Origin of the sequence: Polynucleobacter sp. KF022 (assembly GCF_027924105.1) — a bacterium.
GTDB lineage: Bacteria > Pseudomonadota > Gammaproteobacteria > Burkholderiales > Burkholderiaceae > Polynucleobacter.
The window spans coordinates 127435-146500 of the sequence record NZ_AP026972.1 but is presented as its reverse complement, the minus strand read 5'-3'; the positions used below and the strand labels follow the sequence as shown (position 1 = coordinate 146500).

21 protein-coding genes are annotated in these 19066 nt (G+C 45.4%); 15 read left to right on the top strand and 6 right to left on the bottom strand.

Annotated elements, in window-relative coordinates; translation table 11 throughout:
- Positions 1 to 13: 13 nt before the first annotated feature.
- A complete protein-coding gene (locus tag PKF022_RS00830) occupies positions 14 to 1123 on the bottom strand; it encodes an MltA domain-containing protein (RefSeq protein ID WP_281776823.1) in 1110 nt (369 codons plus the stop codon).
- A 129-nt stretch (positions 1124 to 1252) separates the two neighbouring features.
- A complete protein-coding gene (apaG, locus tag PKF022_RS00825) occupies positions 1253 to 1627 on the bottom strand; it encodes a Co2+/Mg2+ efflux protein ApaG (protein WP_281776822.1) in 375 nt (124 codons plus the stop codon).
- Between the two features lie 49 nt (positions 1628 to 1676).
- Here apaG and rpe point away from each other — a divergent pair, with 49 nt between their 5' ends.
- From rpe to trpC, 5 genes are read left to right on the top strand one after another with little or no spacing between them, the layout of a single operon-like run.
- Entirely contained in the window at positions 1677 to 2402 is a 726-nt protein-coding gene (gene rpe, locus PKF022_RS00820) for a ribulose-phosphate 3-epimerase (RefSeq protein WP_281776821.1), read from the top strand.
- Positions 2402 to 3907: an anthranilate synthase component I gene (trpE, locus tag PKF022_RS00815; protein WP_281776820.1), complete on the top strand. Its 1506-nt coding sequence runs from the start codon at positions 2402 to 2404 to the stop codon at positions 3905 to 3907. Before rpe ends, trpE begins: the two co-directional genes overlap by 1 nt.
- Positions 3891 to 4457 (top strand): aminodeoxychorismate/anthranilate synthase component II, encoded by a 567-nt coding sequence (locus PKF022_RS00810; RefSeq protein ID WP_281776819.1) that lies wholly within the window; start codon positions 3891 to 3893, stop codon positions 4455 to 4457. The genes trpE and PKF022_RS00810 overlap by 17 nt, the downstream gene beginning before the upstream one ends.
- Positions 4458 to 4477: 20 nt before the next feature.
- Positions 4478 to 5503 carry an anthranilate phosphoribosyltransferase gene (trpD, locus tag PKF022_RS00805; protein WP_281776818.1) on the top strand — a complete coding sequence of 342 codons (1026 nt, stop codon included), beginning with the start codon at positions 4478 to 4480 and terminating at the stop codon, positions 5501 to 5503.
- Between the two features lie 10 nt (positions 5504 to 5513).
- Positions 5514 to 6317, top strand: a complete 804-nt coding sequence (trpC, locus tag PKF022_RS00800; RefSeq protein WP_281776817.1) for an indole-3-glycerol phosphate synthase TrpC — start codon at positions 5514 to 5516, stop codon at positions 6315 to 6317.
- Here the strand turns inward: trpC and PKF022_RS00795 are convergent.
- Positions 6298 to 6867 carry a hypothetical protein gene (locus PKF022_RS00795; RefSeq protein WP_281776816.1) on the bottom strand — a complete coding sequence of 190 codons (570 nt, stop codon included), beginning with the start codon at positions 6865 to 6867 and terminating at the stop codon, positions 6298 to 6300. The genes trpC and PKF022_RS00795 overlap by 20 nt on opposite strands.
- Positions 6868 to 6978: 111 nt before the next feature.
- Between PKF022_RS00795 and PKF022_RS00790 the strand changes: the two genes are divergently transcribed.
- The gene (locus PKF022_RS00790) at positions 6979 to 7329 is read left to right on the top strand and encodes a hypothetical protein (RefSeq protein WP_281776815.1); all 351 of its coding nucleotides are present in this window, start codon (positions 6979 to 6981) and stop codon (positions 7327 to 7329) included.
- 77 nt (positions 7330 to 7406) lie between these two features.
- Here the strand turns inward: PKF022_RS00790 and ychF are convergent, their stop codons facing one another.
- Entirely contained in the window at positions 7407 to 8501 is a 1095-nt protein-coding gene (ychF, locus tag PKF022_RS00785) for a redox-regulated ATPase YchF (protein WP_281776814.1), read from the bottom strand.
- A 40-nt stretch (positions 8502 to 8541) separates the two neighbouring features.
- Between ychF and PKF022_RS00780 the strand changes: the two genes are divergently transcribed.
- Genes PKF022_RS00780 through PKF022_RS00765 form a run of 4 tightly spaced genes read left to right on the top strand, consistent with a single transcriptional unit; the run spans position 8542 to position 13074 of the window.
- Positions 8542 to 9816 carry an FAD-dependent monooxygenase gene (locus PKF022_RS00780; RefSeq protein WP_281776813.1) on the top strand — a complete coding sequence of 425 codons (1275 nt, stop codon included), beginning with the start codon at positions 8542 to 8544 and terminating at the stop codon, positions 9814 to 9816.
- Entirely contained in the window at positions 9809 to 10525 is a 717-nt protein-coding gene (locus PKF022_RS00775) for a DsbC family protein (protein WP_281776812.1), read from the top strand. The genes PKF022_RS00780 and PKF022_RS00775 overlap by 8 nt, the downstream gene beginning before the upstream one ends.
- A 5-nt stretch (positions 10526 to 10530) precedes the next feature.
- Positions 10531 to 12312 carry a PDZ domain-containing protein gene (locus PKF022_RS00770; protein WP_281776811.1) on the top strand — a complete coding sequence of 594 codons (1782 nt, stop codon included), beginning with the start codon at positions 10531 to 10533 and terminating at the stop codon, positions 12310 to 12312.
- 6 nt (positions 12313 to 12318) lie between these two features.
- A complete protein-coding gene (locus PKF022_RS00765; RefSeq protein ID WP_281776810.1) occupies positions 12319 to 13074 on the top strand; it encodes a uracil-DNA glycosylase in 756 nt (251 codons plus the stop codon).
- On the opposite strand, the gene PKF022_RS00760 is transcribed toward PKF022_RS00765, so the two are convergent.
- Positions 13063 to 13359: a hypothetical protein gene (locus PKF022_RS00760; protein WP_281776809.1), complete on the bottom strand. Its 297-nt coding sequence runs from the start codon at positions 13357 to 13359 to the stop codon at positions 13063 to 13065. The genes PKF022_RS00765 and PKF022_RS00760 overlap by 12 nt on opposite strands.
- Before the next feature lies 1 nt (position 13360).
- Here PKF022_RS00760 and hemA point away from each other — a divergent pair, with 1 nt between their 5' ends.
- The 5 genes from hemA to PKF022_RS00735 all read left to right on the top strand — a co-directional run bounded on the left by hemA (position 13361) and on the right by PKF022_RS00735 (position 18308).
- The gene (gene hemA / locus PKF022_RS00755) at positions 13361 to 14677 is read left to right on the top strand and encodes a glutamyl-tRNA reductase (RefSeq protein ID WP_281776808.1); all 1317 of its coding nucleotides are present in this window, start codon (positions 13361 to 13363) and stop codon (positions 14675 to 14677) included.
- Positions 14678 to 15757, top strand: a complete 1080-nt coding sequence (gene prfA / locus PKF022_RS00750) for a peptide chain release factor 1 (protein WP_281776807.1) — start codon at positions 14678 to 14680, stop codon at positions 15755 to 15757.
- A gap of 3 nt (positions 15758 to 15760) precedes the next feature.
- Positions 15761 to 16603: a peptide chain release factor N(5)-glutamine methyltransferase gene (prmC, locus tag PKF022_RS00745; protein WP_281776806.1), complete on the top strand. Its 843-nt coding sequence runs from the start codon at positions 15761 to 15763 to the stop codon at positions 16601 to 16603.
- Positions 16604 to 16709: 106 nt separating this feature from the next.
- Positions 16710 to 17018 (top strand): Grx4 family monothiol glutaredoxin, encoded by a 309-nt coding sequence (grxD, locus tag PKF022_RS00740; protein WP_068320233.1) that lies wholly within the window; start codon positions 16710 to 16712, stop codon positions 17016 to 17018.
- 96 nt (positions 17019 to 17114) lie between these two features.
- The gene (locus PKF022_RS00735; protein WP_281776805.1) at positions 17115 to 18308 is read left to right on the top strand and encodes a DNA recombination protein RmuC; all 1194 of its coding nucleotides are present in this window, start codon (positions 17115 to 17117) and stop codon (positions 18306 to 18308) included.
- 88 nt (positions 18309 to 18396) lie between these two features.
- Here the strand turns inward: PKF022_RS00735 and PKF022_RS00730 are convergent, their stop codons facing one another.
- Complete coding sequence (locus PKF022_RS00730; protein WP_216231154.1) at positions 18397 to 18981, bottom strand: phasin family protein; 585 nt, start codon at positions 18979 to 18981, stop codon at positions 18397 to 18399.
- Between the last annotated feature and the right edge of the window lie 85 nt (positions 18982 to 19066).

The window sequence follows — 19066 nt, the reverse complement described above, 5'->3', positions numbered from 1 at the left end:
AATAAGTACACTATTAACGCGGAAGCAACAACCACATCCTACCGTTTTGTTTCATGCGACCCGCCATCTCTCCAGCAGAATCTCCTGATCCCCAATAGTAGTCTGCTCTGACGCCGCCCACAATCGCTTTACCCGTATCTTGGGCCATTACCAGTTTTTGTAAAGACTGGTTGCTCAGCGGTTTAGTGGTTGCAAGAAACACTGGAGCCCCCAAAGGCATTGCTTGGGGATCAACCGCGATACTGCGCTCGCTAGTTAATGACACACCCAGAGCACCAACAGTGCCAAAGGTTTCTTTAAAAAAGACAAAACGGGGATTAGCATTGAGCATTTCATTCACACGCTCAGGATTTCGCTTAGCCCATTGCGAGATACCCTGCATGGTTGCTTCGCTACGAGTGATTTCTTTTCGATCAAGCAACCATTGTGCCGATGATTTAAAGGGCTGTTCATTTGTTCCAGCAAACCCAAGTTGCATAATTTTGCCGTCCTCGAGACGAATTTTTCCCGAGCCCTGAATTTGCATGGAGGCAGCTTCAACTGGGTCTTGTACCCAAGCAATTTCCGAGCCCTTTAAAACCCCTGAATTTATTAGCTCTGCACGGGTTGGGCCGGGATTAGGTTTTGATTTGCGCCAAGCACTTGGGTAACTATAAAGAGGAACAGTGTAAGTACTGGTGCGAGTTAACGAACCACTGATCACCGGCTCATAATAGCCGGTGATCAAACCGGTATCACTTCCAGAGCTAGTGCGAATTTCATAGGCCTGAAAATTACTTTCAAAATATTTCCGAATCGATTGCGCATCACGACTTGAAACATTACTTGCTTGAGCGCATACCGGACGCCAATTGATTTCACTATTTTTTTTGCGTAGGGCATCGCAACTTTTTAACCATGCAGGCCATGCTTGAGACAAGTCATCTTCTTGCCATCCCGGCAAGGCCTGCCAAGATACTGCGCTGAAACTGGCAATGGAAGAGCTGTAGCTCGATGGTGACGCACCCGAGCTACTGGAGCGAAATCCCGCACCGCGAGTAGGGGGAGTAGAACATCCTGCAATCAAGCTCGTGAGCAGAATTGCGAATACACTTAATACAACAAATTTAAATTTACAAATCATGATCGCCAATTTACTCGATGAATATCCAATGCTACTGTTTGTCTTTGAGGGCGCTCTTGCCTTAGGACTTCTGCTATTTATTGTCCTCTGGACAGGCAAAGGTAAAAAATAGCATTTTTGCGACCCTTTTTAGTGCAGGGTGCGCGGCATTACCAAGACAAACTCAGGAATGGGGGCCTGAAAAAACTGGGCGTCCTCAGTAACGCAGAAATACTCCCCGCGCATGGTTCCTGCGGGCGTAGGCAGGGTTGCCCAGCTGGTGTACTCAAAATGTTCCCCAGTCCTCAATAGTGGCTGCTGGCCTACCACCCCCAAGCCCCGTACTTCCTGAACATCGTTATCCCCATCAGTAATAAACCAATGGCGGGCAATGAGCTGAATGCTGGCCGTACCAGTATTTCGAATGGTGACGGTATAGGCAAAGGCAAATTGGCGGTTATCGGGGTCAGATTGCTCTGGAAGATACTGGGCTTTGACCGTAATGCTCATTTCGTGGGGATTCATGCTCGAATTCTGCTCCATCCTAAGGCCAACTGCAAGCTAGAATCTAGGGATGGAAAGCCAAAAAATATCCTCAAATAGTCAATTTGTCATTGCTCCGTCGATTTTGTCCGCTGACTTCGCCTGTCTAGGTAAGGAAGTACAGGACGTTTTAGTGGCGGGCGCTGATTGGATTCACTTTGATGTGATGGATAACCACTACGTACCCAATCTCACTATTGGCCCCTTGGTTTGTGAGGCTATTCGCCCTTACGCAATAAAAGATGGCAAGCCTGCAGTGATTGATGTGCACCTCATGATCGAACCTGTGGATCGCATCGTGCCCGACTTTGCTAAAGCGGGTGCAAATTTAATTAGCTTTCATCCCGAGGCAAGTCCTCATGTCAATCGCACATTGAATCTCATTCGAGACCAGGGTTGTCAAGCAGGTCTTGTATTTAATCCAGCAACTCCGCTAGATCATCTCGATCACACTCTTGAATTAATTGATCTCGTATTACTGATGTCAGTCAATCCAGGATTCGGCGGTCAATCATTTATTCCAAGCACTCTGAATAAAATTGCTCAGATGCGCGCACGTCTAGATCGTTATCAAGCAGAAACTGGTCGACATATTCGTCTTGAAGTGGATGGCGGCATTAAAGTGGACAACATTGCCGAAGTAGCAAAAGCAGGTGCTGATACTTTTGTTGCAGGCTCAGCGATTTATGGCAAAGAAAATTATGCAGATGTAATCACAGCAATGCGTGCTGAATTAGGAAAGTCTGGAAGATCCTAATGCAACGTGAAGAATTTAATGCTTTAGCTAAACAGGGTTTCAATCGCATTCCTCTCATTAAAGAGGTTTTGGCTGATCTTGAAACTCCATTGTCACTTTACGTCAAACTGAGCCAAGCATTCGGCAAGAAAAATACCTACCTATTAGAGTCCGTTTTAGGTGGCGAACGTTTTGGGCGCTTCTCCTTTATTGGTCTGCCTGCCAGGACGATCATCAAAACTGTTGGCACACCTAGTGCACCGATGAATGAAGTCGTGACCGATGGAAAAATCGTTGAGACGAATCATGAGAATCCACTCGATTTTGTTGATACTTATTTCAAACGCTTCAAGGTAGCACTGCAGCCTGACATGCCACGTTTTTGTGGTGGCCTAGCGGGCTACTTTGGCTATGACACTGTCCGTTATATCGAGTCACGATTAGCGCATCATCAACTTCCAGATGAATTAGGTGTGCCCGATATTCAACTTATGTTGACTGAAGAGTTGGCAGTGATTGATAACGTCGCCGGAAAAATTTACTTCATTGTTTATGCAGATCCCAGTGTTGCAGACAGTTTTGAAAAAGCACAAGAGCGTTTGAAAGAATTAATGACTTGTCTTGGTAAGCCAGCAAATATGCCAGCATCTTTACCAAGCAGCAAAACAGATCTCATTCGTAAATTTAAGGCCGCAGATTTTGAAACTGCGGTCCTGAAAACCAAAGAATATATTTTGGCTGGCGACTGTATGCAGGTAGTGATTGGTCAACGCATCAGCAAACCATTCACCGATTCTCCTTTAGCGCTCTACAGAGCATTACGCTCACTCAACCCGTCCCCATATATGTACTTTTATGACTTTGGGGATATGCAAATTGTGGGCTCATCCCCTGAGATTCTGGTTCGCCAAGAAAAACGGGCTGCCGAGAAGATTGTGACCATACGTCCGCTGGCCGGCACCCGCCCTCGCGGAGCTAATCCTGAGGAAGATGAACGCTTGGCTAAAGAGCTATTGGCAGACCCTAAGGAAATCGCTGAACACGTCATGCTGATTGATTTGGCACGCAATGACGTAGGTCGGATAGCAAAAACTGGCTCAGTAAAAGTAACTGACTCGATGTCTATTGAGAAGTACTCTCACGTTCAGCACATTGTGAGCTCAGTAGAGGGTAATCTTTTAGACAATATGAGCAATATGGATGTATTGCGAGCTACCTTCCCAGCAGGCACTTTGTCTGGCGCGCCAAAAATCCGGGCAATGGAAATCATCGATGAGATGGAAATTGTGAAGCGCGGTGTGTATGGTGGTGCAGTAGGCTACCTCTCCTTTTCAGGTGATATGGATGTCGCCATTGCTATTCGTACGGGCGTTATTCGCGATGGCATGTTGCACTCTCAGGCCGGCGCAGGCGTTGTCGCTGATTCTGATCCCACTGCCGAGTGGAAAGAAACAGAAGCCAAAGCACGTGCAGTACTTACTGCCGCAGATTTAGTACAAGGAGGACTTGATGCTCCTAATGATTGATAACTACGATTCATTTACCTACAACCTCGTTCAATACTTTGCAGAACTCGGTGAAGAGGTAAAAGTATTTCGTAATGATGAAATTGCTGTTGAGGATATTGCTCAGCTTAATCCTGCGCGCATCTGCATCTCACCTGGACCATGTAGCCCAGCTGAAGCCGGAATCTCTATAGAAACTATTAAACGTTATGCCGGACAGATTCCAATTCTCGGGGTGTGCTTAGGGCACCAGGCAATTGGCGAAGCATTTGGGGGTAAAGTCATTCGCGCCCAAAAAGTGATGCATGGGAAAACCGACAGCATTCACCATACCGGAGTGGGTGTATTTAAAAATCTACCCGATCCATTTAAGGTCACACGCTATCACTCTCTTGCCATAGAAAAAAGTTCTTTGCCTGCCATGCTAGAGGTAACTGCAACTTCCTCTGATGGTGAAATCATGGGTGTAAGGCATCGTGAGCTAGCTGTTGAAGGCGTACAGTTCCACCCAGAATCTATTCTTTCTGAACATGGTCATGCCTTGCTCAAGAATTTTTTACAAAACAAGTAATCCACCCTAATCACAGCGCTATGTCAATCACTCCGCAAGAAGCCCTACAACGCTGCATAGAACATCGCGAATTGTTTCATGATGAGATGACAGCGATGATGCGCCTCATCATGAGCGGAGAGATGTCACAAGAGTTGGTGGCTGGCTTGTTAGTAGCTTTACGCACTAAAAAAGAGACTGTTGGCGAAATCGCGGCTGCCGCACAGGTGATGCGTGAATTTGCAACTTCAGTACAGGTAGCAGACCGCAGTCATTTAGTAGATGTGGTTGGCACAGGCGGTGATGGCGCACACACATTTAACATTTCTACTGCAGCAATGTTTGTGGCCGCAGGTGCAGGAGCAAAGATTGCTAAACACGGCAATCGTAGTGTGAGCAGCAAATCAGGTAGCGCTGACGTATTGGAAGCGCTTGGCGTGAATCTCGCGCTGTCTGCCGAACAAGTGGCTACATGCATTTCAACGGTAGGCGCAGGATTTATGTTTGCCCCAAATCATCATCCAGCAATGAAAAATGTGGTGCCAATCCGAAAGCAACTTGGTGTACGAACCATTTTTAACATCTTAGGCCCACTTACCAACCCCGCAGATGCCAAACGTATTCTGATGGGCGTATTTCATGCAGACCTCGTGGGTATTCAAGCTCGCGTACTGCAAGCCCTGGGAATGGAACATGCGCTGGTAGTCTATGGTCGCGATGGTCTAGATGAGATTTCCCTTGAGGGCTCCACCTTGGTGGGAGAACTCAAAGATGGCGCGGTACGTGAATATGAAATTCATCCAAAAGACTTTGGATTAACTACTGCTCCGACCACTAGCTTCAAGGTAGCTAATGCCCAAGAATCTAAACAGATCGTATTAGATGTGATTGATGGCAAGTTGGGCCCTGCAAGCGATATTGTTTGCCTTAATGCTGGCGCAACACTATATGTAGCTGGGGTAGCAAAAGATATTGCTAGTGGTATATCACTAGCTAGAGCCGCCATTGCATCAGGGGCCGCTCGTCAAAAGTTAGATGCCTTTGTTGCGGCAACTCAATCTAAATAAGTCATCATTCATGAGCGATATTCTCGACAAAATTGTTGCAACCAAAAAGATTGAGGTTACTAACTGCCTTCAAAAAGTATCACTTGCTAACCAACGTGAACAGGCAGAGGCGAATAATCAGGATGCACTTCTGAAGCCAAGAGGCTTTATTCAAGCGATTGAACAAAAGCTTACTGCCGGCAATGCTGGAGTCATTACTGAGATTAAAAAAGCAAGTCCAAGTAAAGGCATCTTGCGTGAGAACTTCGCGCCAGCCGAGATTGCGCAGTCTTATGAAAAACATGGTGCCGCCTGTTTATCCGTCCTAACGGATGTAGATTACTTTCAAGGCAGCAACGCTTATCTTCAGCAGGCTCGAGCAGCGTGCAGTATTCCCGTGCTACGCAAAGATTTCACCATAGACCCCTATCAAGTTTATGAAGCTCGTGCGATTGGTGCAGACGCAATTCTGTTAATCGTGGCCTGCCTTGAATTAAATCAAATGAAAGATTTAGAAGCTTGCGCTCATGAGCTAGGCCTAGATGTTCTAGTTGAAGTTCACAATGCCCCAGAGTTAGAGCAAGCCTTAGAGCTTAAGACGCCTTTGCTTGGCATCAACAACCGCAACCTCAAAACTTTTGAGGTCACGCTGCAAACTACGCTATCACTGCTGTCAATGGTTCCAAGCCATAAAACTTTGGTAACTGAGTCTGGAATATTGGGCCGCAATGATGTTCAGCTCATGCGTGAACACCAAGTAAACGCATTCTTAGTAGGCGAAGCCTTTATGCGTGCCGCGGACCCCGGCGCCGCTCTTAGTGAGCTGTTTTCCTAACTTTTCTCAATAGATCCAAGCAGTATTTGATCAAAGTGATTAGCAGCAGTGAACCCAATACATCACCAATAAACATCACCGCAAAGTGATTGATGCTTCCCGTATCCTCTAGAGTCATGGTAGAAAACCACCATTGATGTAAGCCTGCTGAGAGTAAGGAATAGATCAAAATACAAGCAATGATTTTTGGGAAATTCAGATTACTTAAATCTGATTCCAGCCGAAGATTACTAAATACAAAATATCTGGCTAAGTACGGTGCAAATCCTGAAATCAATCCAACGCCAATGCAAAGCGTTAATTCATGCGGGAAGTCGCCGTAGTAGCTAATTAGGAAAGAGGCGATTGCGATTCCGAGAGCGCCAGGTAAACCAAAAATCAAGGTAAGAAATAAACGCAATCCGGCGGGCAAATAAATCCAATTTACGCCCAAGCCAAAAACTAAACTTTCCGTTAACCATCCATTGAAGTAAAAAAGAAATGTGTACGCCATCGCACTAATAGCGCATCCAATTAACCATTCTGAAGAAACTGTGAAGAATTTAGACATTGCAATCAGTATGGATTATTTTTAATTGATATGCGTCAATTGCTAAGATTGGTAACTAGGAATAAACTCATGTTAGCTCAAAAGCTAATACACAATAATTACTCTCTAAAAATGCCAATTCCAAAAACCTCGTCTTATATTAAATTTCTCAACCTGATTGATGCTATCGATCGTATTAACCCAGGCAAGAAGCTTGATTGCATTGAGGAAAGCTTGCTCGATAAGATCGTCGCATGCGCTCATACAAAACAGGCAATTTTGGTTGGTGACTTAATTTCACTCGCTGATTTAGGCTCGCAAGCCACATTGCATGGGCGCCTCAAAAATCTGAGCGTAATGGGTTATATCAAAATGGCAGCCAATGCAGATGGTCGTAAAAAAGAAGTGCTGCCTACCAAGATGGCGCTAAAACGTTATGAGGAAATTTCTAAGTGTCTAGAAAAGGCTGCTAAAGCTGGCTGATAAGCACCCTAGCCTCTCTTGGCCGCATAAGCAAAAAGCCCTTTTCAGGGCTTTTTTATTTATTGGATCAGAATAATTTAGACATTAAATAAGAAGTTCAATACGTCCCCGTCCTTCACAACATACTCCTTACCTTCGGCGCGCATCTTGCCTGCTTCCTTGGCACCTGATTCACCTTTAAACTGAACAAAGTCATCATAAGAAATGGTTTGGGCGCGAATAAATCCACGCTCAAAGTCGGTGTGAATAACGCCGGCAGCTTGAGGCGCTGTGTCGCCCACATGAATAGTCCAAGCACGAACTTCTTTAACACCAGCGGTAAAGTAAGTCTGTAAGCCCAGCAATGAATAACCTGCACGGATCACGCGATCCAAGCCGGGCTCTTCCATACCTAGGTCAGCCAAGAACTCAGTCTTGTCTGCTTCATCTAAGTCTGCAATTTCAGCCTCAATCGCAGCACAAACTGCTACGACTGGAGCATTTTCTTTTGCGGCATGTTGCTTGACAGCCTCAAGGTGTGGATTATTTGAGAAGCCATCTTCTTTTACGTTAGCAACATACATTGCGGGCTTAGCAGTAATTAAACATAAAGGTTTAATTAGTAATTTTTCGTCATCGCTAAGATTTAAGCTGCGAACTGGCGAAGCAGAATCTAGGTGAGCCTGTACTTTAGTGAGCACGGCAACTAAAGCTGCTGCCTCTTTATCGTTACCAGACTTTGCAGCCTTACTGGAGCGATTCAGGGTTTTTTCAACCGTAGCCAAATCAGATAGAGCCAATTCAGTATCAATCACCCCAATATCAGCAATGGGATCGATTTTTCCAGCAACGTGAATGACGTTTGGATCCTCGAAACACCTCACCACATGGGTGATGGCGTCCGTCTCTCGAATATTTGCTAAGAACTGATTGCCAAGACCCTCACCTTTTGAGGCGCCAGCCACTAGACCAGCAATATCGACAAATTCGACTGCTGCCGGCAGGATGCGCTCAGGCTTCACGATCTCAGCCAGTGCGGCCAAACGGGGGTCAGGAACCTCAACAACGCCCACATTAGGCTCGATCGTGCAGAAAGGATAGTTTTCCGCTGCGATTCCAGCCTTGGTAAGCGCATTAAAGAGGGTAGATTTGCCGACGTTAGGCAGGCCGACGATGCCACATTTCAAAGACATAGCGTTATTGTAAAGGGGCTTGTTTCGATATCATCGAGTTATGTCAGAAGTGCAGCCAAATTACCCATCCAAATCCCCCAACCACTCCGCCCCAATGCGTGCGGCGGATGTTGTCGTGGTCGGCGGAGGCATTGCTGGTAAGGCCTGTGCGCTGGGCTTAGCTCAGCTTGGCCTTCAAACCATTGAAATAGCACCCGATTTAGGGCAAAACGTCCCTAATCCGCAAGGCGTCCAGTGGGGACAAAGAATCTATGCCTTTTCTCCCGGCACCCAAAAATTACTAGCCCATTTGCAAATTTGGGACGCCATTGATCACAGCCGTCTTCAGCCTGTTCGAGATATGCGAATTTATGGTGATCGAGGCGAAAAAGATGACCAACTTCATCTTTCGGCATTCGAAGCTGGTACACCACAACTTGCTTGGATTGGAGAATCCAATTTAATTGAGCACACACTTGATCAAGCATCCCGCTTTCAGAACAAGTTAGAACGTATCAGTGATGTAGTGGAAAAGATTGATGTAGATGCAGACGGAAGTACTCTGCATTTAAAAAATGGTGACCGTATTCGCGCACAACTAGTCATAGCAGCAGATGGTGCTAACTCACCCATTCGCAATGAGCTTGGTATTGATGTTAGCGAAGAGAGTTATTCGCAAAGTGCGGTAGTTGCCAATTGGACTTGCACCTACCCGCATTTAGAAACAGCATTCCAGTGGTTTTTGCCAGGCGGTGATATTGTGGCCATGCTCCCCTTACCAGGAAAACAAGTTTCCATGGTTTGGTCTACATCCCCTGAGCACGCAGCCTATTTATTAAACTTAAATCAAGATCAATGGCGAGATCAATTCAGCACCATTGTGAATGGTGTTATCGCGAAACAACTTGGTGAACTCACTCTAAACTCCACACCAGCTGCTTATCCTTTGCGAAAAATTCGAGCCAAACGCTTTATTGGCCCAGAAGCCTCTCCGAAGGTTGTCCTTATCGGTGATGCGGCCCACGTGATGCACCCACTGGCAGGACAAGGCCTCAATTTAGGCTTACGGGATGTTGCTGTGTTACTGAATATTTTAGGCAAGAGAGAATCCTTTCGCTCACCAAGTGACATCGTGTTGCTACGTCGCTATGAACGACAACGCCAAGGCGACACCAGCGCTCTGTTATGGGTTACCGATAAACTCAAAAAATTATTTTCTGCTAGCAGTAATACAGAACGACAACTTCGTAACTGGGGTCTAGGTCTTGTCAACAAAAGTCACTTTATAAAACAGCGCCTCATTGAACGCGCTTTAGGGGAAATTGATTTTGAATAAATTCTTATCTACGTTTGTCGTGATTGGTGCCATGCTATTTTGTGCTGGAATAGCTCATGCGCAACCAGAGCAACAAATAAAAACAGAAATCCAGAAGAAACTGGGTACGAACGCCAAAGTAAAAAGTGTTTCACCCGCGCCGGTATCAGGTTTATATGAAGTATTGGTTGGCAATGATATTTTTTATACGGATAACTCTGGAAAGTACTTGATTCAAGGCGAAATTATTGAGCTTGCAACTGGCAAAAATATTACAGAGCAAAGACAGGCTGATTTAAATCGAATTAAATGGAGTGACTTAAGTCCTGCCAATGCGATCAAAAATGTTCGCGGAAATGGAAGTCGTCAGCTAGCTGTATTTTCTGATCCCAACTGCGGCTACTGTAAGCGTCTAGAAAAATCACTGCAGCAATTGGATAACGTGACCATCTATACCTATCTAATCCCAATCCTATCTGCGGACTCTGCACAGAAATCAAAACAAATTTGGTGCTCTCCAGATGCGAATAGGGCCTATATGGATTGGATGATTAACGGTATTGCGCCAAGCGGCAAGGGGGAATGCAGTACACCGCTAGATAAGAATATGGCCTTTGCAAAGACTTATGGAGTTACGGGTACACCAACATTATTCTTTACTGATGGCAGCCGCTTCCCTGGTGCTGTACAAATTACCGATATCGAAAAGAAATTTAACTCACTAAAATAAGCACTATGAATATCGCCGACTTACCTGCAATCCAATATACGGTCTGGCCGGCCGACCTTCATGGTCATCGCTTTCGAGTCAAGTTACATATTGCTAATCCCGATCCCAGCGGCCAGGTGTTGCAAATGCCTACTTGGATTCCGGGAAGCTATTTAATACGTGATTTCAGTAAACATATAGAGTCGATTGAAGCAGTCTCTGCAATTGGCGCGAAGAAAAAAATCGCACTAGAACGAATCGATAATGACCATTGGCGCCTACCGCCAGTGAATGACCCTATTGAGATATTGACAACTGTCTACGCGTTTGATTCCTCAGTGCGCGCAGCCTATTTGGATTCTGAACGCGCATTCTTTAACGCAACTAGTCTTTGTTTGGCAGTCAAAGGGCAAGAGCATTTACCTTGTTCGCTTGCCATTACCGCACCTGAAGCAGCTTTTGCTGATCATTGGACAGTTCAAACTACTTTAAGAGCGGCCAAGACTGATGGGCGTGGATTTGGTTTTTATCTGGCAAGAAATTATGATGATCTACTTGATCATCCTGTTGCGATGGGCGAATTTCAGCTGGTGCATTGGAAATCAAATGGTACGGCTCACCGCATGGCCATTCAAGGATGCAATCATATAGTCGACTCTAAGCGTCTTGCGAATGATCTACATGCAATTTGCAGCAGCACCATTGAGTTATTTGAACCAAAAACTAAACGTGCGCCTTTTGGTGAATACCTGTTTTTAGTGAATGCCGTCTTAAATGGGTATGGCGGTCTTGAGCATCGCAATAGCACTGCATTACTGTGTCGGCGAGATCAAATTCCCCAAGAAAATATTCTCTTTGAAGAATCTTCTTACAGAGAATTTTTAGGTTTATGCAGCCACGAGTATTTCCATGCATGGTTGGTCAAACGTATTCAGCCAAAAGTATTTCAACCTTACGATCTAGCTAAGAGAAATCACACTCGCCTGCTCTGGGTGTTTGAAGGATTCACCAGCTATTACGATGATCTTCAACTGTTGCGCAGTAAGCGGATTGACCTAAAAACTTACCTCAGACTTGTTTCTGATAACTGGAACGGTATCTTGCGTGGCCCCGGGCGTCAAAAGCAAAGTCTAGCTGACAGCTCATTTGATGCTTGGACCAAGTATTACCAGGCAGATGAAAATACTCCAAATTCAGTTGTTAGCTACTATGGCAAGGGAGCATTACTAGCCCTCGGTCTTGATTTACAGATCCGCGCATTTTCCAAGAATAAACAATCTCTAGATGACCTCATGCGCCTCATTTGGCAAAAGCATGGCATCACTCTTGAGGGCATTACAGAAAATGGTTTAGATAATTTGCTCTTGGAATTACTAGGTGACGGCTTTAGCAAAACCTGGAACGACATAAAAGTACGTTATGTGTTTGGGGTGGAGGATATTCCAATCCAAAAATGGATTGACTCCAATTTAGTTGCGGTAAAACTTAAACCTCAAACAACACTTGAAAAACTCAAGTTGAAATTTGGCATGCGACATACAGATGCCAATGGTTGGCTTAAGGTAACTCATGTACTCGATGGCGGCATTGCTCAAGCTGCAGGCTTATCAGCTGGTGACTTACTGGCCAGCGTTGATGGGCAACGCATTACCAGTGCACGCTGGGACAGAGTCTTGGGTAGCCTTGCTGAAAATTCTAATGCTCGCATGACCTTCTATCGCGATGATCTAGAGCATGAGCGTATGGTATCTCTGCAATCAGTTCCGGTGCCTGCACAATATGAATTGATACCTAAAAAAGATGCTTAGTCGAAATTGAAAGCGCTATTTTCAAAAGACGATATTCCCAGTGATTGGCGCGCATTACTGGGAGACTATTTCGAGTCGATAGATTGGCAATCACTAGAAAAGAATTTGCAAGCTGAACTAGATCTTGACTCGAGCGTTGTAAGGCCGGAGCCTCACAACTTTTTTAAAGCCCTCGAACTCACGCCAGTAAATTCAGTAAAAGTAGTTATTCTGGGACAAGACCCCTACCACTCACCAGGATTAGCCCAAGGATTGGCATTCTCCATCCCCCCTGAAATTGGCATCAATTCGCGCGCTTTTCCGAGCTCACTGCGCAATATCAGCAAAGCACTTGCACTGGAAGGTTACGGCCATTTGCCAAATGGGGATCTGCACGGCTGGGCCAAACAAGGAGTACTTCTCCTGAATACCGCTTTGAGCGTGAAATTGGGTGAGGCAGGCAGTCATACAAATTTGGGATGGAGAAGTTTGATTGATTCTTTAATCAGCGCCCTTACCAAGAAAAAACAAAACTTAGTTTGGATGCTTTGGGGTGGTCACGCCCAGTCCAAACTCCCACTGATTGAAAACGGTCAGAAGCAATTGATTTTGCAATCCTCGCATCCATCAGGTCTTGGCGTATATAAGACTAATAAGCCATTTTTAGAGCCTGGCGCCAAAGCAAGTTGCCGACACTTCACTCAGGCCAATCAATGGCTCAAAGATTGCCAGCTCTCGCCCATACAGTGGGTGGAGGGTGTACAAACTGACTTATTTAGCTAGAGCGGTAAATAGGCATCCTGCCGCGCAAGAGATAAAAATAGCACTAGCCCACTCCAGAATTTGCCCTGACTGAAAAATACCCCAGTATTGCCCTAAAAATGAGCTAGCAGCGGCTGCCGCAAAGCCGAGGAAGAAGACTACAAGGATCTTCCATGGCCTAAAGCCGTGAGAGGGTCCGGGATAAAAAATCCAGGCTGATACCCCGGAAATACCCCCAATCACTAGAAAAGCTAAAAACCCCATTGATACCCCCATTAATGCTGCCATCAAATCTATAATCGCCATTATGAAGTTGTTGACACTCGGCATCAATCATCACACAGCGCCGGTCGCCATTCGGGAAAAGGTCGCCTTTGACCCCGAATTTCTCCAAGAAGCGTTGCACGATCTTCGCCATCATTTAGTTGGCGCGAATCATGCTGGGCTGCCCGAAGCCACAATCTTGTCGACTTGCAACCGCACGGAAGTGTATTGCGCTGCCAATGATGACAGTGCCGCAGGTATCTTGCATGAGGCGACTTTTGATTGGTTAGCAAAAACCCAACAACTCGCGCCAAGTAGTCTTGAGCCGCATATTTATTCCTTGCCACAATCCGATGCAGTTCGACATGCATTCAGAGTGGCATGCGGCTTAGACTCGATGGTGATCGGCGAGACTCAAATCTTAGGTCAAATGAAAGATGCGGTTCGCACTGCAAATGACGCTGGCGTTTTAGGAACCTATCTCAACCAACTCTTTCAAAAAACATTTGCAGTCGCCAAAGAGGTACGTGGTTCAACTGAAATCGGCGCCCACTCTATTTCCATGGCTGCAGCATCTGTTCGGCTATCCGAACGCATCTTTGAAAAAATTGCTGATCAGAAAATTTTGTTTATTGGTGCAGGTGAGATGATTACTTTATGTGCAACTCATTTTGTTGCGCGTAAACCAAAAAATGTAGCGATTGCAAATCGCACTATTGAGCGTGGCCAAGAATTGGCAGACTCTATTTCTGCACAGGATGTAGAAGCTGAATCCTTTAAGCTCTCAGAGTTGCCCGGACGACTCCACGAGTTCGACATTATTGTGTCTAGCACCGCCTCATCACTGCCAATTATTGGTCTTGGTATGGTGGAGAGCGCTCTTAAACAGCGCCGCCACAAGCCAATGGTAATGATTGACTTAGCGGTACCTCGTGACTTTGAGCCAGAGATCTCACGCTTGGATGACGTTTATCTCTACACAGTCGATGACTTGGGAGTCATGATTCAGACTGGCGCCAACTTACGTCAAGCAGCAGTAAGTCAGGCAGAAGCAATCATCGAAGATCGTGTTGGTAACTTTATGCATTGGATGCAAGGCCGCAATGCTGTCCCACTCATTCAAGATATTCAGCAACAAGGTGAACGTTTGCGCCAGCTTGAACTTGAGCGCGCAATGAAACGTTTAATGCGCGGCGACGATCCACAAGAAGTTCTGAATGCGATGGCTCAAGGTCTCACCAATAAATTTTTGCATGGCTCACTCCATGCACTGCAACACTCCAATGGCGCTGAGCGTGACGCCTTGATAAAGTTGTTACCAAAACTATTTGCCTCGCACTCCAAACCAGAAGATCATTAGATGAAGCCCAGCATGCGGGCTAAGCTAGACCATCTAGACACACGCTTAGCCGAACTTAATTCCTTATTAACTTCCGAAGAAGCAACCAAAGATATGGATGCCTATCGGAAGCTCACGCGCGAACATTCCGATATCGCTACTGTAGTAGAGCAGTTTGGCCTGTATAAGCAAGCAGAGGCAGACGCTCAAGCAGCAGAAGACATGCGCAAAGATCCTGAGATGAAAGACTTTGCCGACGAAGAACAAAAGCAGGCTTTGGCTACCATGGAAGCGCTTGAGGACACATTACAAAAGCTCCTGCTTCCTAAAGATGAAAATGATGAACGCAATGTCTTTTTAGAAATTCGTGCTGGCACTGGCGGTGATGAAAGCGCATTATTCGCCGGTGATCTTCTGCGCATGTATACCCGCTTTGCTGAACGTCAAGGTTGGAAAGTGGAAGTAGTGAGCGCTGCCGAATCAGATTTAGGTGGATATAAAGAGGTGGTGTTACGTCTTGTAGGCCAAGCAGTTTATTCTCGTCTGAAATTTGAGTCTGGTGGCCATCGTGTTCAACGAGTTCCACAAACAGAGACACAAGGTCGCATCCATACATCTGCTTGCACTGTTGCTGTAATGCCAGAGGCAGACGAGCTTGAGGCAGTCAAAATTAATCCCGCAGAATTACGCATTGATACCTTCCGCGCTTCCGGCGCTGGTGGTCAGCACATCAATAAAACAGATTCCGCAGTACGCATTACTCACCTGCCCACTGGTACGGTAGTTGAATGTCAAGATGATCGTAGCCAACATCGCAATCGCGAGCAGGCCATGAAAGTATTAGTCTCACGCATCATGGATGCCCGCGAGCGCGAGAAACACCAATTAGAAGCGCAGACTCGAAAATCTCTGATTGGCTCAGGCGACCGTAGTGATCGCATTCGTACTTATAACTTTCCACAAGGTCGTATCACAGACCATCGCATCAACCTTACTCTTTACAAGATTGATGCGATGATGGATGGGGACATTGATGATTTATGCAATGCTCTTGCCTCAGAGCATCAAGCGGAGTTACTGGCTGCACTAGGTGATAACTAATCTGTGAGTAAAGACTTTAGTCTGCGAACATTATTAAGTGCCACGGCACTTAATCCTGCTGAAGCAAAAATACTGATGGCTTACATTCTTGAGAAGTACTACAAGCTTCCACGCTCCGCCCTGCTATCACAAGATGAACTAGAGCTTAACGAGCAAGCACTAAATGAATGGAAATCGCTCGAATCCAAGAGACTTCTGGGTGAACCCATTGCGTATCTCATCGGTAAAAGAGGTTTTTACAATATCGCGCTTTACATTGCCCCCGGTGTTTTGATCCCACGGCCTGAAACCGAGTTATTGGTTGAAGTTGGTTTAGAGGAAATCAATCGATTAAATGCTCCAGCAAAAATATTGGATTTGGGCACGGGCTCTGGAGCAATCGCCCTTGCAATCGCGCATGAAGCCCCACAAGCAATTGTTACTGCGACAGATCAATCTCATGAGGCTTTAGAAATTGCTAAAGCGAATGCGAAGCAACTAAAGGTTGCTGATCAAGTGCAATTTTTCCAGGGCAGCTGGTATACGGCTTTACAAGCTGGCACCACCTTTGACGTCATCCTTAGCAATCCTCCATATATAGACTCTCAAGATCCACACTTAAAACAAGGCGACCTCCGTTTCGAGCCTCTCTCGGCGCTTACCGACCATCAAAATGGACTTAGTTGCCTAGAGATGATTATTTCTGAGGCTAAACAGCACCTCAATCCAAACGGTTTGATTGCGGTCGAGCATGGGTTTGACCAATCGGATGCCGTAGTGGCCCTAATGAAGCTAGCTGGGTTAAGTAATATTCAGACCCATTTAGACTTGGCCGGACATTACCGAGTCGCATCTGGCAGAAAATAAGGTGAAATAACCCTTTTTCATATTAAGTCTTAAAATCAACCAAACCCTATTTTTAAACTGTCTTTGCAACAAGACCGCTGCAGTAGAAACTTAGTAGAAAGAATATATGGACACACAAGCACAAATTAAAGAAATCGTTACTAGCCATCCTGTAGTCTTGTTCATGAAGGGGACTGCACAGTTTCCCCAATGCGGCTTTTCTGGGAATGCCGTGAATATCTTGCGTGCTAGCGGAGTTGAAAAGCTACATACAGTGAATGTTTTGGAAGATGCAGGAATTCGTCAAGGTATTAAGGAATATGCAAATTGGCCAACAATTCCTCAGCTTTATATCAACGGTGAATTCATTGGCGGATCTGACATTATGACGGAAATGTTTCAATCCGGTGAACTACAAAAACTCGTTAAAGCCTAATCAATCTTTTTTGTTTTGACCTTTGACCTAAGCTCTCTCTTACTATTTGGCCTGCCCCTAGGATTATGTGCAGGCCTTTTAGTTTATGCGCTCAATTTGCGCTCTGCTCTTACTCGTACTGAGCTACAGATCCAAACAGAGCTTGCACTTAGCCAAAGTCTTCGTGCTGAACGTGATCAGGCACTCCAAAATGCTATCCGACTAGAGGCAGAGTTGGATTCTGAACGCAAGCAAGGCTTGGGAAGAATTGAATCTCTAAATGAAGCTAAAGAAGCACTAACGAATCAGTTTAAAAATTTAGCTAATGAAATCTTGGAAGATAAATCCAAGCGTTTTACCGAACAAAACGCAGCTAGCTTAGATGCCCTTCTTAAGCCCTTGCAAACTAAGCTCACCGAATTTAAGGAGCAAGTTAGTAGCTCTTACGGCAATGAAGCGCGCGAACGCCATGCACTCAAAAGTGAAATTGAGCGCCTAGCCAATCTCAATCTGCGCATGTCAGATGAGACCCGCTCCCTCACCCAGGCATTAAAAGGCGACTCCAAGGTCCAGGGTAACTGGGGAGAGCTGGTACTGGAATCTATTTTGGAATCCTCCGGCCTGCGAAAGGGTGAGGAGTATTTAGTTCAGGATAGTCATACCCAAACTGATGGTTCACGCCTTCAACCAGACGTTGTTATTAAACTGCCGGAAGGTAGGAGTCTGGTCGTTGATAGCAAAGTGTCGATTACGGCTTACGCAAGACATGCCGAAACCACAGATCCCGATACTGCAGACCAAGAGTTAGCTGCACACATACAATCTCTGCGCCAACATATCCAAGGCCTCTCTGGAAAGAACTACAGCTCTCTTTATGGAGTGGGCTCTGTGGACTTCGTTTTAATGTTCGTACCGATTGAACCAGCATTCTTGCTCGCACTTAAGACTGCACCCAATCTATACCAAGAAGCACTAGCAAAAAATATTGTTTTAGTTTGTCCAAGTACTTTAATGGCAACACTCAGAACGGTTGCCCATCTCTGGCGACAGGACCACCAAAATCGCAATGCATTAGAGATTGCAAAACAGTGTGGCAATCTCTACGATAAATTTGTTGGCTTTGTTGATGATCTTGAGAAGCTTGGACAAAGACTGGATCAAGCACAAACCAGTTATCACAATGCATTCAATAAACTAAAGACTGGTAAGGGCAACCTGATACGCTCTGCTGAGAAAGTGCGGGAGCTTGGAGTCAAGCCCAGTAAGAACCTGGCCCCACCCTTAATTGAGTCCTCTTCGGACTTTGAATAACATCCAAATAAAAACCCCGCCTAGTTTGCACTAAGCGGGGTTTCTTTTTTAGGCTTACTAATAAATCTAAATCTGAAGTAGTGCTAAATTAAGCAGCTTTACGGCTACGTGACGCAGGTGTAGCAGCTTTCTTCACTTGAGCAATTTGACCTTGTACTGTTTCGATTGCTTGATCAGCTGTTTTCTCTGCAGTAGCAAATGCCTCTTTGCTAGCAGCACGGAACTGCTCAAAACCTTGCAATGCACTACCGTATACAGTCTTAAATGAAGATAAGAAAGCATCAGAACCGGCTGGTGCGTTAGCAGCAACAGTGTTGATCCAATCTTGGAAGCCATCTTGCAACTGGTCGATGCTGGCATCAACAACATTTACAAATTCTTTATTGCTATCGCGCAATACTTTGCTTACTTTCTTTTGATAAGCAACGGCTTGATTGCCAGCAGCTTGCAATGCATCAGCAGTGAAGATCTCGGTAACTTGCTTAGGATCTTTAGCTGTCAATACTTGCTGAATGCCGTCTTGTGTATTTACCAATGCATCCTTAGAGGCTGCATAGTTCAATTCAGCTAATTTTTGAGCATTTTCCAAAGCAGCTTCGCTCAAAGAAAATGTAGCTTCGAGGCCCTTGCTGTTAATTTGGGACAATTTTGCGGTGATTTGATCTTGGTTCATGTATTTCTCCAGAAATTAAGTGGTACAACTGTTCATTAAGTGCATTTAAGGGAATTGCAGACTGCCTTAAATATTGCACTGCACC

Excerpts from the sequence above, each read along its gene's own strand:
- PKF022_RS00830 (WP_281776823.1), bottom strand. The coding sequence starts at position 1,123 with ATGATTTGTAAATTTAAATTTGTTGTATTAAGTGTATTCGCAATTCTG.
- apaG (WP_281776822.1), bottom strand. The coding sequence starts at position 1,627 with ATGAATCCCCACGAAATGAGCATTACGGTCAAAGCCCAGTATCTTCCA.
- rpe (WP_281776821.1), top strand. The coding sequence starts at position 1,677 with ATGGAAAGCCAAAAAATATCCTCAAATAGTCAATTTGTCATTGCTCCG.
- trpE (WP_281776820.1), top strand. The coding sequence starts at position 2,402 with ATGCAACGTGAAGAATTTAATGCTTTAGCTAAACAGGGTTTCAATCGC.
- PKF022_RS00810 (WP_281776819.1), top strand. The coding sequence starts at position 3,891 with ATGCTCCTAATGATTGATAACTACGATTCATTTACCTACAACCTCGTT.
- trpD (WP_281776818.1), top strand. The coding sequence starts at position 4,478 with ATGTCAATCACTCCGCAAGAAGCCCTACAACGCTGCATAGAACATCGC.
- trpC (WP_281776817.1), top strand. The coding sequence starts at position 5,514 with ATGAGCGATATTCTCGACAAAATTGTTGCAACCAAAAAGATTGAGGTT.
- PKF022_RS00795 (WP_281776816.1), bottom strand. The coding sequence starts at position 6,867 with ATGTCTAAATTCTTCACAGTTTCTTCAGAATGGTTAATTGGATGCGCT.
- PKF022_RS00790 (WP_281776815.1), top strand. The coding sequence starts at position 6,979 with ATGCCAATTCCAAAAACCTCGTCTTATATTAAATTTCTCAACCTGATT.
- ychF (WP_281776814.1), bottom strand. The coding sequence starts at position 8,501 with ATGTCTTTGAAATGTGGCATCGTCGGCCTGCCTAACGTCGGCAAATCT.
- PKF022_RS00780 (WP_281776813.1), top strand. The coding sequence starts at position 8,542 with ATGTCAGAAGTGCAGCCAAATTACCCATCCAAATCCCCCAACCACTCC.
- PKF022_RS00770 (WP_281776811.1), top strand. The coding sequence starts at position 10,531 with ATGAATATCGCCGACTTACCTGCAATCCAATATACGGTCTGGCCGGCC.
- PKF022_RS00760 (WP_281776809.1), bottom strand. The coding sequence starts at position 13,359 with ATGGCGATTATAGATTTGATGGCAGCATTAATGGGGGTATCAATGGGG.
- hemA (WP_281776808.1), top strand. The coding sequence starts at position 13,361 with ATGAAGTTGTTGACACTCGGCATCAATCATCACACAGCGCCGGTCGCC.
- prfA (WP_281776807.1), top strand. The coding sequence starts at position 14,678 with ATGAAGCCCAGCATGCGGGCTAAGCTAGACCATCTAGACACACGCTTA.
- grxD (WP_068320233.1), top strand. The coding sequence starts at position 16,710 with ATGGACACACAAGCACAAATTAAAGAAATCGTTACTAGCCATCCTGTA.
- PKF022_RS00730 (WP_216231154.1), bottom strand. The coding sequence starts at position 18,981 with ATGAACCAAGATCAAATCACCGCAAAATTGTCCCAAATTAACAGCAAG.